Genomic DNA, 14,921 nt, shown 5'->3' on the forward strand with positions numbered 1-14,921 from the left:
CCCCTTGGGCACGATTGCTTGGGCCGGGCGCAAGATCGGCGGCGCGCTGGTGGTGCTGTGGCTGGTGGCCACCGCCATCTTCATCGCCATCCGGCTGATCCCCGGCGACCCGGCCGAAGCAATCATGGGCGGCCCCGGTTCCCAGGCCTCGGCCGAAGCGCTGGCCGCGGCCCGCGCCGAGTACGGACTGGACCTGCCGCTCATCTCCCAGTACCTGATGTACCTGGGCAAGCTGGCCACCTTGGACTTCGGCACCTCGTATTCGCTCAAGCAGCCGGTCGCCGGCATCATGGGCGATCTCCTGCCCAATACCCTCTGGCTTGCGCTGCTGGCCCTGGCGGCCGCCTGGGTGCTGGCCTTGGGCTTCGCGGCATCGGCCATGCGGGCCAACCGCTTTGGCGCCTGGCTGGGAAATATCGTGGAGATCATTGCCGCCGCCGTGCCGCACTTCTGGCTCGGTGCGGTGCTGATCATGCTCTTCTCCTCGATGCTCGGCTGGCTGCCGGCAGTGGATAACGGCACCGCCCAGGGCCTGGTACTTCCCGTGCTGACCTTGGCATTGCCGCTGGCCGGGTTCCTCACACAGCTGATGCGCGATTCGCTGAGTGCAGCCCTGGGCAGCCAGTTCGCGCTGGCCGCGCGTGCCCGTGGCGAAAGCCGGCTGGCGGTCTTCTGGCGCCATGGCCTGCGCCATGCCGCCTTGCCTGCCCTGGGCCTGACCGGCTGGGCTTTCTCCTCCCTGCTTTCCGGCGCGGTGGTGGTCGAGGCGATCTTCGCCCGTCCGGGCCTGGGGCGCTCGCTGCTTTCTGCGGTGCTGGCCCGCGACATCCCGATGGTCACCGGCATCGCGCTCTTCTCCGCACTGGTCTACATCGTGGTCATGGCGATCACCGAAGGCATCGAGCGAGCCATCAATCCGGCAGGGGCGAGCTCATGAACCGCACCGCAAGAATCTTCGCCGCCGCATTCATCGCCTTGTGGGTGCTCATCGCGCTGGTTCCTTCGGTGCTGGCCCCGGGCGATCCATTGGCCATCAACCCGGCCGAGGCATTCAGCAAACCCGGCGCCGCGCATTTCTTCGGAACCGACGAATCGGGCCGCGACATCTATACCCGTGTCATCCATGGTGCCCGCGACTCGTTGGCCATTGGCCTGGCGGCTACGGGATTGGGCATGGGATTGGCCATCGTCTTGGGCACAGTTGCGGCATTGTCCCCGCGCTGGCTCGAGGAGATCATCCTGCGCGTGCTCGAAGCGCTCTACGCGATTCCGTCCTTGCTGATGGCACTGCTGATCATTGCCTTCACCGGCCCCGGTGTCGGGCCGGCCATCGTCGCGGTGGGCCTGTCCACCGCACCGGGATATGCCCGGCTGGTGCGCAGCCAGATCCGCACGCTGAAGAGTTCGGAAATGCTGGAGGCAGCCACCGTGCTGGGCCGCGGCTCGTGGCTGCTGGTCCGCAACCATTTGGTTCCCAACGCCCTCAAGCCCCTGCTGGCTCTGGTGACCTTGGGGATCGGCCAAGCCGTGATCTGGGCTGCTGCCCTGTCCTTCCTGGGCTTGGGCACTCCCCCGCCAGCGCCCGAATGGGGTGCCATGCTTTCGGCCGGGCGCACCTACCTGCACTTCGCGTGGTGGATGAGCTTGTTCCCCGGCTTGGCGATAGTTGTCGTGGCCGCAGGCGCCACGCTGATTGGCCGCGCGCTGGGCGGAAGGGCAAGGACAGCATGAACGAGCAAGCACTGATTACGGTCAAGGACCTTTCGGTCCGTTTCGGTTCCGCCGTGGCGGTGAAGAACATTTCCTTCACCGTAGAGGCCGGACGTTGCCTCGCATTGGTCGGCGAATCCGGGTCGGGCAAATCCGTCACCGCCCGCAGCCTGCTTGGCCTCTCCGGCGGCACGATCAGCGCCGCCGAGCTAGCTGTCTGCGGGCAGGACGCCTTGGAGCTCGCCGACCGCGGCTGGCAGCAGATCCGCGGGAATTCGGTGTCCATGATCTTGCAGGATGCGCTGATGGCGCTCGATCCGCTGCGCCCGGTGGGCCGGGAAATCGGTGATGCGCTCAAGGCGCACGGCAAGATGTCCAAATCCGAACGCCAGCAGCGAGTGCTCCAGGTGCTGGAATCCGTGCGCATGCCCGAGCCCGGGCGCCGTGCCAAGCAGCGTTCCACCGAGCTCTCTGGCGGCATGCGCCAGCGTGCCCTGATTGCCCAGGCCCTGGCCGGCAACCCGCAGGTAGTCATCGCCGATGAGGCAACCACCGCCTTGGACTCGGCGCTGACAGCACTGGTCCTTTCGCAGCTGCGCGAGCTCAAGGAGCAGGGCCGCGGCGTGCTGATGATCAGCCACGATCTGGCCCAGGTAGCGCATTTGGCCGACGACATCGCGGTGATGCGCAACGGTGCAATCGTTGAGGCCGGCAGCACCGGGCAGATCCTGGGCGACCCGCAGCACGAGTACACCCGCCAATTGCTGCGGGCCGTGCCTTCGGGGATACCGCGCTTCGCCCCGTTGTCGGCAGCCAGCAAGCCGTTGACGGCACCACCGCCAGAAGCACCCGCCACTACTGTCCCCGCGTTATCAGTCACGCAGCTGTCCAAAACGTTCGGCAAGCACCAGGCCGTGGATGCGATCAGTTTCGAACTGCCCCGGGGCAAGACCCTGGGCGTTGTCGGCGAATCCGGGTCCGGGAAGACCACCACCGCGCGCATGGTGCTGGGCTTGCAGAAGCCTGATGCAGGCAACGTCCAGCTGCTCGGCGAGCACTTTGCCCCGGCCCTCGAATCCCAGCGCCGAAAGCTGCGCGAACAAATGGGCGCGATCTACCAGAACCCGTTGGGGTCTTTCGATCCGCGCTATTCGGTGGGGCAGCTGCTGGCCGATGCGCTGAGCTGCGGCAAGTCCAAGCGCGCCGCCGAGTACCGCAAGCCGGCGGCTGAACTGCTCGAACAAGTGGAGCTGTCCACCGAATTGCTGGGCCGCAACCCGCGCGAGCTTTCCGGCGGGCAGCGCCAGCGCCTGGCGATTGCACGCGCGCTAGCGCCCAAGCCGCAGGTGCTGGTCCTTGACGAGCCGGTCTCGGCCTTGGATGTATCAATCCAAGCCACGGTGCTGGACCTGCTGGATCGGATCCAGCTGGACACCGGAACCAGCTACCTGTTCATCAGCCATGACCTGTCGGTGATCGAGCACATGAGCGACTCCGTTGCGGTGATGCATGAAGGCAAAATCATCGAGCAGGGCTCTACTGACCAAGTCTTCGGCGCCCCGCAGCATGACTACACGAAACTGCTGCTCTCGGCGATGCCGCGGTTGCGCTAGACCAGATCGACCATCTGGTCCTTGACCTGCTTGCGCAGGATCTTGCCCAGCAGCGAGCGCGGCATCTCATCGATCTGCACAATGCGCTTAGGCACCTTGTAGGCGGCCAGCAGCTCGCGGCAGTGGGCGCGCAGCGCGTCCTCGTTCAGCCCGCAGCCCTCTTCGAGCTGCACCGCGGCAACTACCATTTCGCCGCCGCGGGCCAACGGCTTTCCGAAGACCGCGGCATCGGCCACGTCAGCGTGCTGGCGCAGGGCGATCTCGACCTCGGTCGGTGAAACGTTGAAGCCGCCGGTGATGATCAGCTCCTTGGCGCGGTCCACCACCTGGGCGAAGCCGTCCTCGTCAATGGTGACCACATCGCCCGAACGCAGCCAGCCGTCCCCGGTCTTGGCCTTGGCCGTTTCCTCCGGGTTGTTCCAGTAGCCCTGGAACACCTGCGGGCCCTTGATCAGCAATTCGCCCGGTTCTCCCTGGGCCACTTCCCGGCTCGGGTCCTCCACGTCGACGACCTTCATCAGTGTCGAGGGGAAGGGCACGCCGATGGTGCCGGTGCGGCGGCTGGGGTGGAACGGGTTGCCCAAGGCCACCGGCGAGGACTCGGTCATGCCGTAGCCTTCTACCAGCAGGCCGCCGGACATCGATTCCCACAGCTCCACCACATGGTCGGGCAGGTTCATCGCCCCGGAGATGCAGTACTTGGCGCTCTTCAGCGAGACACCGCGCTCCTTGGCCGCCAGGGCGGTGCGCTCGTAGATCGGCGGCACCGCGCAGTACACGGTGGCCGGGGACTTCTTCCAGGCATCCAGGATCATCTGCGGATCGAACTTCGGGAAGAGCACCAGCAGGCCCTGCTTCTTCACGCCGAAGGTCAGGTACAGGGTCATGCCGAAGGCATGGAACATCGGCAGGATCGCGTAGAGGATTTCCTCGCGCTCCTGCGCCCCGAGCATCCAGGCCTCGCCCTGCAAGGCGTTGGAATAGAGGTTGAAGTGGGTGAGCATGGCGCCCTTGGGATGGCCGGTGGTCCCCGAGGTGTACTGGATGACCGCCAGGTCATCGACATCCGGATGCGGGTGGTTCGCATCCAATTGCGCGCCGGAGAGCAGGTCCTTCCATGCCACGGTGCCCGAGGTGCGGGCGGTGAGCGAGGCCTTGGTCTCGCGCAGCTTCTTGACCGGCAGGTTCAGCGCCAGGCGCTTGACCGCGGGGAAGGCTTCCAGCAGGTTGACCGAGACGATCGAGTCGAGCTGGACGTCCTTGGGGAATTCCTGGACGTTGGCCACGACCTTGTCCCAGGCAATCGCGATGCGCGCCTGGTGGTCCTCGAACTGGTGGCGCAGTTCCCGCGAAGTGTACAGCGGGTTGTGCTCCACCACGACGGCGCCAAGGCGCAGGATCGCGTAGAAGGCGATCACGTGCTGCGGGCAGTTGGGCAGGATCAGCGCAACGCGGTCGCCGGCACGCACGCCGAGCTTGCGCAGGCCCTCGGCGGCCTTGGCTACCTGCGCGCCCAGATCGGCGTAGCTGGTGCGGCGGCCGAAGAATTCGGTCGCCGGGCTATCGCCGGCTTCACGCACGGAGCGCTCGAACATGCGGCTGAGCGGTTCGGTGGGCAGCTCGATTTCGGCCGGGACTCCCGGCTGGTAATTTGCCACCCATGCGGGCGCAGCACTATTTTCCATACCTCCAATCATGCCCTGTAACGAAGCGCGGCGCGATTCCAGGGCTTCCCGGGCGCAAACGACGCGCTGCAGGTGGCGGATCCGCCCGCTGGCAGGAATACCCCGGCACCGCACAGCTGGGATTTTCCTGCGAACACCCGGAGCAGGGCAGCGATCGGCGATAGCGTGTGCGTGATTGCACGGCTACGCAACTACCGGGAGGCATCCATGCCAGCACGCCGAAGCAAACGGCTTCCCATCACGCGCCGGCGAGCGGGAACCGGCTTCTTCTACCTGGAAGGGGCACGCACGGTGAAGGACCAGCACCTGCTGGATCGGATCAGGCAATTGTCGATCCCGCCGGCATGGAAACAGGTCCAGATCGCGGCCAGTGCGCGGGCCAAGGTCCAAGCTCGCGGAATCGATGCGGCAGGACGCACCCAGATGATCTACCACCCCGATTTCCGCGAGCGGCAGGATGCCGCCAAATTCGACCGGTTGCCGGCGTTCGGCCGCGCACTGCCCAATCTCCGCCGCCAGCTGCTGCGGGATCTGCGCCGGGGAAGAAACGACAAGGACAGGGTCACTGCGGCCGTGGTCCTGCTGCTGGATCTGCATCTGCTGCGCATCGGCACGCACGCCTACTCGCGTTCCAACCAATCGTTCGGGGCCGCTTCGCTGCGAGCCAAGCATCTGGAGGTCCAAGGGCATTGCGCCACCCTCGAGTTTCCCGGCAAGAGCGGCCAGCAGCAGCATGTGAAAATCAGGAGCCGGCGACTGGCACGAGTACTGGTCCAATTGCGCGATCTGCCGGGCTACGAGCTTTTCCGCTACCTGGATGACGATGGGCACTCGCACCTGCTCCAGCCTGCGCAAATCAACCGGTACCTCGAGGAGCATCTGGGTAGCGGATTCACCGCCAAGGACTTCAGGACCTGGGGCGGCAGCTTAGCGGCTTTCAGGGCACTGATCGAGGCTCCCGCCTCGGCTATGGCTGCCGATGATGCCAGGAATCTGCGCAAGCTGGCCATCGAGCAGGCCGCCGGAAAACTGGGCAATACTCCCGAAATCGCGGCCGGCTCCTATATCGATCCCCGTGTGCTGGAGCTGGCGGACGATCCGGAAAAATTGGCGGCGCTGCGCCGCTCCAAGCGGCAGCTGGGGACCAAGAACCATATGGATCCGGCTTCGCGCTGCCTGCTGCGGTTCCTCGAAAGGGCCAGCTAGGTGCAGAATCTAGAAGTTCAGTCCGCGGGCCGCTACATCCCATACTTCGCTGGTGCCGTCCTCATGCACTGCCAGCACGTTGTCGACCAGGTTCACCGCGACGCAGACATGGTTCGGGATGACGTGGAGCTGCTCGCCGTGGGCCGGCAGGTCCAAGTGCTCGGGCCACAGCACGGTGGCGTGATGCTCCGATAGTGCGCTGATGCGGGCTTCAGGGCACTGGGCGATGCGCCCGTATCCGGTGGCCCAGGCCGGGCGGTCGCTTCCGAGCACCTTGCTGCCGGCGTCCAGCACGATGCGCCGGGGAATCTGCCCATCGCCTTCATGGCGGCTGATCACGGTGGAGGCGACGGTCAGGGAAATATCCTCCCAGCGCACGCGCCCCAGCTCGAACTGCTGCGCATCGCCGAAGACGTACACCCCTGGACGCACCTCAGTCAGCACCGAGTTGTCGCTCAGTTCGGCGGTCGGGGTGGAGCCCCCGCTGATGCGCTTGATGGCATGCCCGGCCTCGCGCAGCAGGCACGCCGCTTCGGCCAGGGCCTTGTGCTCATCGTTGAGTGCCGCGTCGATGCCGTCCGGCGAGTAGCTGTGGCCGGGGAAAGTGAAGATCCCATGCACGCGCATGCCTGCCGCACGGGCGGCATCGGCTATTTCCACCGCGCCTTGCGGGCTGGTGCCGCTTCGGTGATGGCCGCTGTCGATCTCGATGACGAGCTTGATCTTGGAGGCCTTCTCCCCCAGCATCCTGGCCATCTGCTGCACGGCCTGGACAGAGTCCGTGCCGATGCTCAGCTTGGCACGGCGCATCAGCTCCAGGATGCGTGCCGCCTGGGATTCATTGACCCACAATGGGTAGGCGATGAAGATCTTCGCGACCCCGTGCAGCGCAAACGCGAGGGCTTCGCCGACAGTTGCCACGGTGAGTCCGGCGGCACCGGCGTCCATCTGGCGTTCGGCGATTTCATGCATCTTGTGCGTCTTGGCATGCGGGCGCAGTTTCAGGCCCTGGCTCGCCACCCGGTGGGCCACCCGGTCAATGTTCTGCTGGAGCTTCGCTACGTCGACGATGACCTGCGGGGTGTTGATTCCGGCCGGGATAGTGCCCAAATTTTCCGTCCTTCTGCACTTGGCTGCGTCACGGGGAATCCTGGAAATAGGCATTCCCGCCGATCTGAAAGATTACCGCAGGAAGCTTTGTACAGGGGAAGGAAAAAACTAGCGTGGCAGCGTGCTTGACCGGGCCGACAGCTTGGTGGACAACTCATGCGCGTGGTGCAGCAGCAGGTTGCCCAGCTCTTCGCGGCGGTCCGCTTCAAAGCGCGTGTGGATCCCGGTCAGGCTCAGTGCCCAGGCCGGCTGTCCCGAGTTGTCGAAAACCGCAGCGCCCATGCCCCAGCTGCCCTCGACGATCAAGCCGGGGTTGACCGAATAGCCCAGCTGGCGGGTTTCGGCGACCTTTTTGCGCAGCTCTTCGCGCGAATGCGCCGGCCCATATCCTGGCTCTAGATCGGCATCGCGCAGGTAGCGCTCAATGCCCTGTTCAGGCAGGAAAGCAAGGATCGCGATTCCGGCCGAAGCGACTCCCAGCGGGAAGCGCCGTCCTTCATACAGCACGAACGAGCGGATGGGAAAGGCTCCATCCTGGCGCAGCAAGCACACGGTTTCGTCCCCTCGCCGCGCCGAGAGGAACGCACTTTCCCCGGTCGCCTCGGCCAGCGCGGCAACATGCTCGCGGGCCAATTCGCTGATGTCATAGCGCTCGGCTGCCACCGCGCCCATGAGGTAGAGCTCGGGGCCAAGCAGCCAGCGGCCGGTGCGATGATCGTGGTCGCAGAATCCTTCGGTGGCCAACGCGCTGAGCAGGCGATGCACGGTGGGCCGGGCCAAACCGGTGCTCCGGGCGGTTTGCGTCGTGGTGATGCCCTCGGGCATTGCGGTGCTCACGGTGCGAAGCACGGCGGCCAGCCGCCCTACGACTTGGGTTCCAGCCGGGGAATTGCTCATGACCACATTATGGACGATCGGTTCCGGGCCGGATAATTCCCGCTTCATACTTTGTCGCCGTACCCCTGTTGCTATCGAGCTGGTCGGCGGATAATTCAGCACATGGAAAATACATGGCAAATCGTCATCGACTGCGCCCGCCCGCAAGCAATGGTCCGGTTCTGGGCCGAAGCCTTGCGCTACGTTCCCGAGCCCGCCCCGGACGGGCATCCCACGTGGCGCGCCTACTGGCAGTCCATGGGCGTGCCGGATGATGAATTGCCGCCCGGAACCGGTGATGAACCGGAGTCGCTGGTCGATCCGCAAGGTGGTGGGCCAAGGATTTGGTTCCAGCAGGTACCGGAGGCCAAGAGCATCAAGAATCGCCTGCATCTGGACTTGCTGGTCAGCGGCGGCCGCGGCGTTCGCTTCGAGGAACGCAGGCAAATCATCACCGACGAGGCAGAGCGCCTGGTGGCCCTGGGGGCCAAAGTCCGCACCGTTCACGACATGCCGGAGATGGGCCATTTCGCTATCTGCATGCTCGATATCGAAGGCAATGAGTTCGACATCGTCTAGCCCTCTCAGATGTGTCCATAATATGGACCGCTTGGCCATTCCTCCTCACCATCCGACCAGTTACCCGGCAATGCACCGGGTCTATTGCATGCTCACCTGCGACTACGTACGTTAGAGGATAAGCAGATCCGCGCTCCACATAGTGGACACATGGAGGAATCGATGACAACGAAGTTTCGGGATGACGCAGCCGCCGCCTTGGCTGCCGTCGTCAAGGATGGCATGACCATCGCAGTGGGCGGTTTCGGCCTCTCCGGCATCCCCAACCGCCTGATCACCGCACTGCGGGATTCGAAGGCAACCAACCTGACCATCGTGTCTAACAACATGGGCGTAGACGGCAAAGGGCTGGGCATCCTGCTGGAAAATAAGCAGGTCTCCAAGGTCCTGGCCTCCTACGTCGGGGAGAACAAGCTGTTCGCACAGCAGTTCCTCGATGGGGATCTGGAAGTTGAATTCTGCCCGCAGGGGACCTTGGCCGAGCGCTTGCGCGCTGGCGGGGTGGGCATTCCCGCCTTCTTCACCCCCACCGGCGTGGGAACTCCGATCGCCGAAGGCAAGGAAGTCATGGAATTCAACGGCAAGCCAGCGATCCTCGAGCGTGGAATCTTTGCCGATATCGCACTGGTCAAGGCGCACCAGGCCGACGCCGAAGGCAACCTGCGCTACCGGATGACCTCGAAGAACTTCAACCCGCTGGCTGCCATGTCCGGCCGCCATACCTTCGCCGAAGCCGAGGAAATTGTCGAGGGCTACCTGGATCCGTCGCTGGTGGAGACCCCCGGCATCTTCGTGCAGACCCTGGTGCAGGCCGATGCGGTCAAGGACATTGAACAGCGCACCGTGCGCAGCCGACAGGAGGCCTGAGCATGTGGACTCGCGATGAAATGGCGGCCATTGCCGCTAGCGAATTAACCGATGGCCAGTATGTGAATCTCGGTATTGGAATCCCCACGATGGTGGCCAACAACTTGCCGGAAGGCGTTTCGGTCAAGCTGCAAAGCGAAAACGGCCTGCTGGGCATGGGTCCCTTCCCCTATGAAGGTGAAGAAGATGCGGATCTGATCAATGCAGGCAAGCAGACCGTGACCATCCTGCCCGGCGGCAGCTTCTTCGATTCGGCGACCTCCTTCGGCATGATCCGCGGCGGCCACGTCCAGACCGCGATCCTCGGCGCCCTGCAAGTGGCTGCCAATGGCGATCTGGCCAATTGGACCATCCCGGGCAAGCTGGTCAAGGGCATGGGCGGCGCCATGGACCTGGTCGCCGGCACCCCGCGCGTGATCGTTCTGACCGATCACGTGGCCAAGGACGGGACATCCAAGATTGTGGAGAAATGCGACCTGCCGCTCACCGGAGTCGGCGTGGTCAACCGCATCATCACCGACCGAGCAGTGTTTGATATAGAAAACTCGACCTTGACCCTGCGTGCAGTAGCCCCGGGTGAAAGCGTGGAAACCATCAAGGAAATCACGGCAGCAGAATTTGCCGTGGATATTGTGGAGGATCTGAAAGCATGACCGCAAAGATTGTGGGCTACGCCCGTACCCCATTCGTGAAATTCAACGGCGCCTTCGCCGCTATTCCAGCCACCGAGCTCGGCGCCCATGCCGGCAAGGCCGCGCTGGAACGTGCCGGAGTTGATCCCAGCGAGGTCCAGCAGGTCATCGCCGGCCAGGTGCTGCAAGGTGGCGCCGGCCAGAACCCGGCCCGTCAATCCGCCGTGGGTGCCGGCATTGCGCTGGACGTTCCGGCCATCGCCGTGAATGCCGTATGCCTCTCAGGTGCCGAGGCCGTTGTGGCAGGAGCCCGCCTGATCAATAGCGGCGAGGCAGACGTTGTCCTGGCTATCGGCCAGGAATCCATGTCGCTGGCTCCGCATGTGCAGCGCGCCCGTGCCGGAACCAAGTACGGTGCCATTGAACTGATTGACACCCTGGAATACGACGGCCTGACCGATGCTGCCGAGAAGCGTTCGATGGGCGCTTCCACCGAGGAGCACAATGCCAAGTTGTCGATGACCCGCGAGGCCCAGGATACGGTCTCGGCCGCATCCCACCAGCGCGCTGCCGCGGCCCGAGATTTCGCAGCCGGCGAGATTGCGCCATTTACCATTTCCAGCCGTCGCGGCGACACCACGATCAGCGAAGATGATGGCATCCGCGAAGCAACCACCGTGGAATCCTTGGGCAAGCTGCGTCCGGCCTTTGCCAAGGAAGGCACCATTACCGCGGGCAACTCCTCGCAGATCACCGACGGCGCAGCAGCCGTGGTGCTGGCCAGCGATGCGGCCATTGAGCGCCTGGGCCTGAAGCCGCTGGCTGAAATTCTCTCGCACGCTTTCGTTGCCGGCCCGGACCGCACCCTGCACGAGCAGCCATCCAATGCCATCAGCGCAGCCCTGGAGAAGGCCGGGGCCAAAGCCCAGGACCTGAAGGCCGTCGAAATCAATGAAGCTTTCGCCGCTGTCGCGGTGCAGTCCACCAAGGCGCTGGCTCTCGATGCCTCCATCGTGAATCCGCATGGTGGCGCGATTGCCCTGGGCCACCCGATTGGCGCTTCCGGTGCACGCATCATTGGCACGTTGGCCCGCCAGCTCCACGAGATGCCGGCCGGCTCGCTGGGTGCCATCGGCATCTGCGGTGGTGGCGGCCAGGGCACCGCAGTGGTGCTGCGTTCGCTGTAGCCGTTGTCCGATTAGCCAGTGCGGTTGGGTCTTCTGGGATCCAACCGCACCGGCTTTTCCATTTACCGGTGAAGTGAAAGGCGGAACTCGCTCCTTAAGCCGCCGCATATTTCTTAACTGGACTTTGTTCTTCCACTTACTTGTTATGTAATTGGAAGGTCATATTCCAATTGTTCGACTTTAAGTTTCCAAGAACGCCCGGATGTGACGCCATCATCGCACCATGTGAGGACTCACCTTGGAAAATACGCAATTGCCTGATGATCCAAAGGTGCCACCGGCACCTTCGGATCCATTGCCAGCGCCGGCGGCACCGGCGAACCCGTTCCAGAATGCCGGGCAGAACCGGCAGGTCAGGAAATTCACCAACGCGGTCCTGGAACTGAAGTCCCGTGCCAGCCTGCAGCTTCTTGGATTCCAAGCCGGCGCCATTGCGGCCATTGGCATCGTCCTGGCTCTTTGCTACCTTATCCCCCTGGCCTCGATGGCCAAGGAGATCGGTGGCGGCAGCTCCGCTGAATTCAACGTGGCGTCCCAGCTCAATTCCTTCAAGGCCTTCATCATGGTCTTCGGTGCCGTCCTGGGCGGCGGGCTGAAGATCACCGGATCCGGAGGCGGATTCGGCATGTTCGGCGAGCTCAGCCTCGCATTCGCCCTCGTTTCGGTCACCTCCATCGTGGCAATCTGCGCCGCGAACTACCTGATCGTGCGCAAGCTGCGTCGTGGCGCACGCAACGGCGGTTGGAAGAGCGCTGCATTGGCCTCCGGACTGCACGCGCTGGTCCTGGCATTGGTCTTCCTGGTCATTGCGCTCTTCGGGAAGCTCAGCATCCAGGGTGGCGAATTCTTCTCCGCCGCGGTGTCCCCGCGATATGCAGGTGTCTTCTTCACGATTGCCTTGGCCGTTTTCTTCTCGCAGTTCCTTGCCACCGCACCCCAGCGCGCCAACGCCGGATCCCCATTGATTACCGGGGTCCGCGAGGCCGTGGCCCTGGCCGTTTCGACCTTGGCGGCTTTCGCCTTGGTCGGCATCATTGCCGCATTCACCCAGCGTCCAGATGACATGCCCTGGAGCTTGGGCCTGATCCTGCTCCCGCTGCTGGGAACCATCGGTTCATATGTGGCAGCGTTGGGCTTCCTCGGGGCGCTGGCTCCGAATGTCTCCGGCATGGCCAGCTTCCTGGGCGAATACACCGCCGATGCCATGCCCGAATCCGTCCTGCGCATCTGGGATATCGCCGACGGCAAGGGTGCTTGGCTCCTGGTCCTGAGCGCCCTCCTGGTACTCCTGGCGGCTATCCGTATTGGCGTGCACCGTGGTCGACTGGCCACTGGTTTCAACCTGCAGCGCGCTTGGCAGCTGCCAGTAGCGGCTTTGGTCCTGTGGATGATTCTTGCCGGGCTGACCAACATCTCCCTGGGTGGCGCCATCACCGCCAACGAGATGGGCAACATGAGCGGCAGCATGTCCTATGGCATCACCTGGTACTCGGTGATCTTCCTGGCACTCGGGGCCGCAGTTGTCTCGCTGCTGGCAGAAGTCCTGCCCTTGCAGGTCTACCGCTTCGTCCCATCCCTGCTGGCAGTGATTGCCGGCAAGGACGCCGCAGCGCGATGGATTTCCGGCCAGGCACCTGCCGTTGCTCCGGCTTCGCCGGTTGCAGCCGCGCCCAGCCAGGCTGCTCCAGTTGCCGCCGCAGCCCAATCCACCCCTGCCGTGTCCGCCGACGGCCAGCCGATGGCTGGTGAACCGGCTCCGGCGCTGGCCCCGGCCTCGGAAGAGTCCAAGAAGAAGGCCAAGGCCGTTGGCTTCTCGGTTCTTGCGCTGGCAGTCATTGCCGGTCTGGGCTTCGGTGCCATCGCCTACCTGAACGGGCAGCGCAAGCCCGAAGCTGAAGTTGAGAAATACCTCGCGCTGCTTGCCGAGGGCCAGGCCGGCAAGGCGACCGAGATGGTCGACCCGGGGATCGACAACGCCTCGCGCGTGCTGCTCAGCGACGATGTCCTGGGCAACGCCAAGCAGCGCTTGGAACTCGTTGATGTCATCGAGGAATCCAAGGGCAAGGACTCGGCCCGTGTGCGAGCGATCTACTCCATCAACGGCGAGCGCCACGAACGCTCCTTCAATGTCGACGCGGGCGACAAGGACTTCGGCCTGCTCGATACCTGGGTGCTCAATGAAGCATTGATTGTTCCGGTGGAGATCACCTCCGATAAGAGCTCGGAAGTCACTGTCGGCAAGGCCAAGGTCAAGCTGCTTGAAAGCGAGGACTACTACGGCGAGGGAAGTTCCTTCACCGGCAGCTTCTACGCCTACCCGGGCATCTATGATGTCTCAGCGCCTGGCAACGAATACCTGACGAGCGAAGCCCAGGAATTGCGCGTTAACCATCCTGATTCGCAGCCGGCACAGGCGGCGCTGGTTACGACCACCACCCAGAAGCTCGACGAGCTGGTCCTGGATGAGGTCAAGAAGTTCGCCACTGCCTGCGTGACCGTTCCAACCAACCTCGATGACGGTTGCCCGAGCACCTTGCAGTCCAAGGACATCGCATCGTTCTCTGTGAAGTCGCATGCTGAAAGCGTGGCCATCGAGGAATCGGGCAGTTTCTCAAGCTCCGAGATCGTCTTCAAGTACAAGCTCAATGACACGGAGTTCATTGATTACGACGAAGAAGAGCTCACCCGCAGCTTCACGGGCAGCGTGGATTGGTACGGCGAGAAGCCCCAGGTCACCGTCGAAGGCGCATCCTGGTGGTAAGCCGCTGCTTCAGCTGTTGCTAGCCCGCCGCTGACTAGAACGCAAAGCCGCGTGCCGGCCATGATCCATGGCCGGCACGCGGCTTTGCTCTTTGCTTCCTAATGCCACAGCGGTTCGCGCGAGACGTGGTTGACCAGTAGCTGCGCATCCAGCTCGACATAGGTTCCATTGGCCATGCGCGGATTGCTTTCGCCGGTGAGCGCGGCGATTACCGAGCAGATCAAGGCGCTGTGGCTCACGACCATCACGTTCTGCCCGGGATGCTGATGGCAGATCTTGAACAATGCGTTCACTGCACGCCCCACCAGATGCTCTTCGGTTTCTCCGGTGCCAACCAGCAGTTGGCGCTGTTCGTCGGCGCCATCGGCCACCAGGGTGCCTTCGAGATCGCCGAAGTCCTGCTCCATCAGTTCCTGGTTTTCGTGCAGGGCACGGATGCCCAGGCTATTGGCGAGGATCTGCGCTGTTTGACGGGCACGGAACAACGGGGAGGAATACACTGCGTCCCAAGTGCCTTCGGGTGCCAGCTCGGTGGCCAGCTGCTGGGCTTGGCGGATGCCGGTATCGTTCAGTGGCAGGTCGCTGCGTCCATGCAGGCGTCCTGCCTTGTTCCATTCGGTCTGTCCGTGGCGGATCAGGATCAGTTTCTTTGCGCTCATCGTCTTCTTCTTTCTGGCATGCACCGAAGCAACAGG

Annotated in this window: 13 protein-coding genes; 9 read left to right on the forward strand and 4 right to left on the reverse strand. The window is 63.8% G+C overall.

What is annotated here, in order from left to right:
* The first annotated feature begins 4 nt into the window (after positions 1–4).
* Genes ACFVHU_RS06550 through ACFVHU_RS06560 form a run of 3 tightly spaced genes read left to right on the forward strand, consistent with a single transcriptional unit; the run spans position 5 to position 3,323 of the window.
* Complete coding sequence (locus tag ACFVHU_RS06550) at positions 5–937, forward strand: ABC transporter permease (protein WP_105656241.1); 933 nt, start codon at positions 5–7, stop codon at positions 935–937.
* The gene (locus tag ACFVHU_RS06555) at positions 934–1,731 is read left to right on the forward strand and encodes an ABC transporter permease (protein WP_388023285.1); all 798 of its coding nucleotides are present in this window, start codon (positions 934–936) and stop codon (positions 1,729–1,731) included. Before ACFVHU_RS06550 ends, ACFVHU_RS06555 begins: the two co-directional genes overlap by 4 nt.
* Positions 1,728–3,323, forward strand: coding sequence for a dipeptide ABC transporter ATP-binding protein (locus ACFVHU_RS06560; protein WP_388023287.1), 1,596 nt, complete (start codon positions 1,728–1,730; stop codon positions 3,321–3,323). Before ACFVHU_RS06555 ends, ACFVHU_RS06560 begins: the two co-directional genes overlap by 4 nt.
* Here the strand turns inward: ACFVHU_RS06560 and ACFVHU_RS06565 are convergent.
* A complete protein-coding gene (locus ACFVHU_RS06565) occupies positions 3,320–5,008 on the reverse strand; it encodes a long-chain-fatty-acid--CoA ligase (protein ID WP_388023290.1) in 1,689 nt (562 codons plus the stop codon). The genes ACFVHU_RS06560 and ACFVHU_RS06565 overlap by 4 nt on opposite strands.
* 207 nt (positions 5,009–5,215) lie before the next feature.
* On the opposite strand from ACFVHU_RS06565, the gene ACFVHU_RS06570 reads away from it, so the two are divergent.
* The gene (locus tag ACFVHU_RS06570) at positions 5,216–6,214 is read left to right on the forward strand and encodes a DNA topoisomerase IB (RefSeq protein ID WP_388023292.1); all 999 of its coding nucleotides are present in this window, start codon (positions 5,216–5,218) and stop codon (positions 6,212–6,214) included.
* Between the two features lie 9 nt (positions 6,215–6,223).
* Here the strand turns inward: ACFVHU_RS06570 and ACFVHU_RS06575 are convergent, their stop codons facing one another.
* Positions 6,224–7,324 (reverse strand): alanine racemase, encoded by a 1,101-nt coding sequence (locus tag ACFVHU_RS06575; RefSeq protein ID WP_105656383.1) that lies wholly within the window; start codon positions 7,322–7,324, stop codon positions 6,224–6,226.
* Between the two features lie 108 nt (positions 7,325–7,432).
* Positions 7,433–8,221 (reverse strand): IclR family transcriptional regulator, encoded by a 789-nt coding sequence (locus ACFVHU_RS06580; RefSeq protein WP_105656236.1) that lies wholly within the window; start codon positions 8,219–8,221, stop codon positions 7,433–7,435.
* Positions 8,222–8,323: 102 nt separating this feature from the next.
* Between ACFVHU_RS06580 and ACFVHU_RS06585 the strand changes: the two genes are divergently transcribed.
* The 5 genes from ACFVHU_RS06585 to ACFVHU_RS06605 all read left to right on the forward strand — a co-directional run bounded on the left by ACFVHU_RS06585 (position 8,324) and on the right by ACFVHU_RS06605 (position 14,226).
* The gene (locus ACFVHU_RS06585; RefSeq protein ID WP_133834072.1) at positions 8,324–8,779 is read left to right on the forward strand and encodes a VOC family protein; all 456 of its coding nucleotides are present in this window, start codon (positions 8,324–8,326) and stop codon (positions 8,777–8,779) included.
* A gap of 162 nt (positions 8,780–8,941) precedes the next feature.
* Positions 8,942–9,646, forward strand: a complete 705-nt coding sequence (locus tag ACFVHU_RS06590) for a CoA transferase subunit A (protein ID WP_332502959.1) — start codon at positions 8,942–8,944, stop codon at positions 9,644–9,646.
* A gap of 2 nt (positions 9,647–9,648) precedes the next feature.
* Positions 9,649–10,299 carry a CoA transferase subunit B gene (locus tag ACFVHU_RS06595; protein ID WP_105656234.1) on the forward strand — a complete coding sequence of 217 codons (651 nt, stop codon included), beginning with the start codon at positions 9,649–9,651 and terminating at the stop codon, positions 10,297–10,299.
* The gene (locus ACFVHU_RS06600) at positions 10,296–11,465 is read left to right on the forward strand and encodes an acetyl-CoA C-acyltransferase (protein ID WP_388023297.1); all 1,170 of its coding nucleotides are present in this window, start codon (positions 10,296–10,298) and stop codon (positions 11,463–11,465) included. The genes ACFVHU_RS06595 and ACFVHU_RS06600 overlap by 4 nt, the downstream gene beginning before the upstream one ends.
* Before the next feature lie 253 nt (positions 11,466–11,718).
* Positions 11,719–14,226, forward strand: coding sequence for a hypothetical protein (locus tag ACFVHU_RS06605; RefSeq protein ID WP_388023300.1), 2,508 nt, complete (start codon positions 11,719–11,721; stop codon positions 14,224–14,226).
* A gap of 98 nt (positions 14,227–14,324) precedes the next feature.
* Here the strand turns inward: ACFVHU_RS06605 and ACFVHU_RS06610 are convergent, their stop codons facing one another.
* Complete coding sequence (locus tag ACFVHU_RS06610; protein WP_332488856.1) at positions 14,325–14,885, reverse strand: histidine phosphatase family protein; 561 nt, start codon at positions 14,883–14,885, stop codon at positions 14,325–14,327.
* Between the last annotated feature and the right edge of the window lie 36 nt (positions 14,886–14,921).

It is taken from the genome of Glutamicibacter sp. NPDC127525, assembly GCF_042672105.1.
GTDB lineage: Bacteria > Actinomycetota > Actinomycetes > Actinomycetales > Micrococcaceae > Glutamicibacter.

Excerpts from the sequence above, each read along its gene's own strand:
- ACFVHU_RS06560 (WP_388023287.1), top strand. The coding sequence starts at position 1,728 with ATGAACGAGCAAGCACTGATTACGGTCAAGGACCTTTCGGTCCGTTTC.
- ACFVHU_RS06555 (WP_388023285.1), top strand. The coding sequence starts at position 934 with ATGAACCGCACCGCAAGAATCTTCGCCGCCGCATTCATCGCCTTGTGG.
- ACFVHU_RS06570 (WP_388023292.1), top strand. The coding sequence starts at position 5,216 with ATGCCAGCACGCCGAAGCAAACGGCTTCCCATCACGCGCCGGCGAGCG.
- ACFVHU_RS06595 (WP_105656234.1), top strand. The coding sequence starts at position 9,649 with ATGTGGACTCGCGATGAAATGGCGGCCATTGCCGCTAGCGAATTAACC.
- ACFVHU_RS06610 (WP_332488856.1), bottom strand. The coding sequence starts at position 14,885 with ATGAGCGCAAAGAAACTGATCCTGATCCGCCACGGACAGACCGAATGG.
- ACFVHU_RS06590 (WP_332502959.1), top strand. The coding sequence starts at position 8,942 with ATGACAACGAAGTTTCGGGATGACGCAGCCGCCGCCTTGGCTGCCGTC.
- ACFVHU_RS06585 (WP_133834072.1), top strand. The coding sequence starts at position 8,324 with ATGGAAAATACATGGCAAATCGTCATCGACTGCGCCCGCCCGCAAGCA.
- ACFVHU_RS06580 (WP_105656236.1), bottom strand. The coding sequence starts at position 8,221 with ATGAGCAATTCCCCGGCTGGAACCCAAGTCGTAGGGCGGCTGGCCGCC.
- ACFVHU_RS06600 (WP_388023297.1), top strand. The coding sequence starts at position 10,296 with ATGACCGCAAAGATTGTGGGCTACGCCCGTACCCCATTCGTGAAATTC.
- ACFVHU_RS06565 (WP_388023290.1), bottom strand. The coding sequence starts at position 5,008 with ATGGAAAATAGTGCTGCGCCCGCATGGGTGGCAAATTACCAGCCGGGA.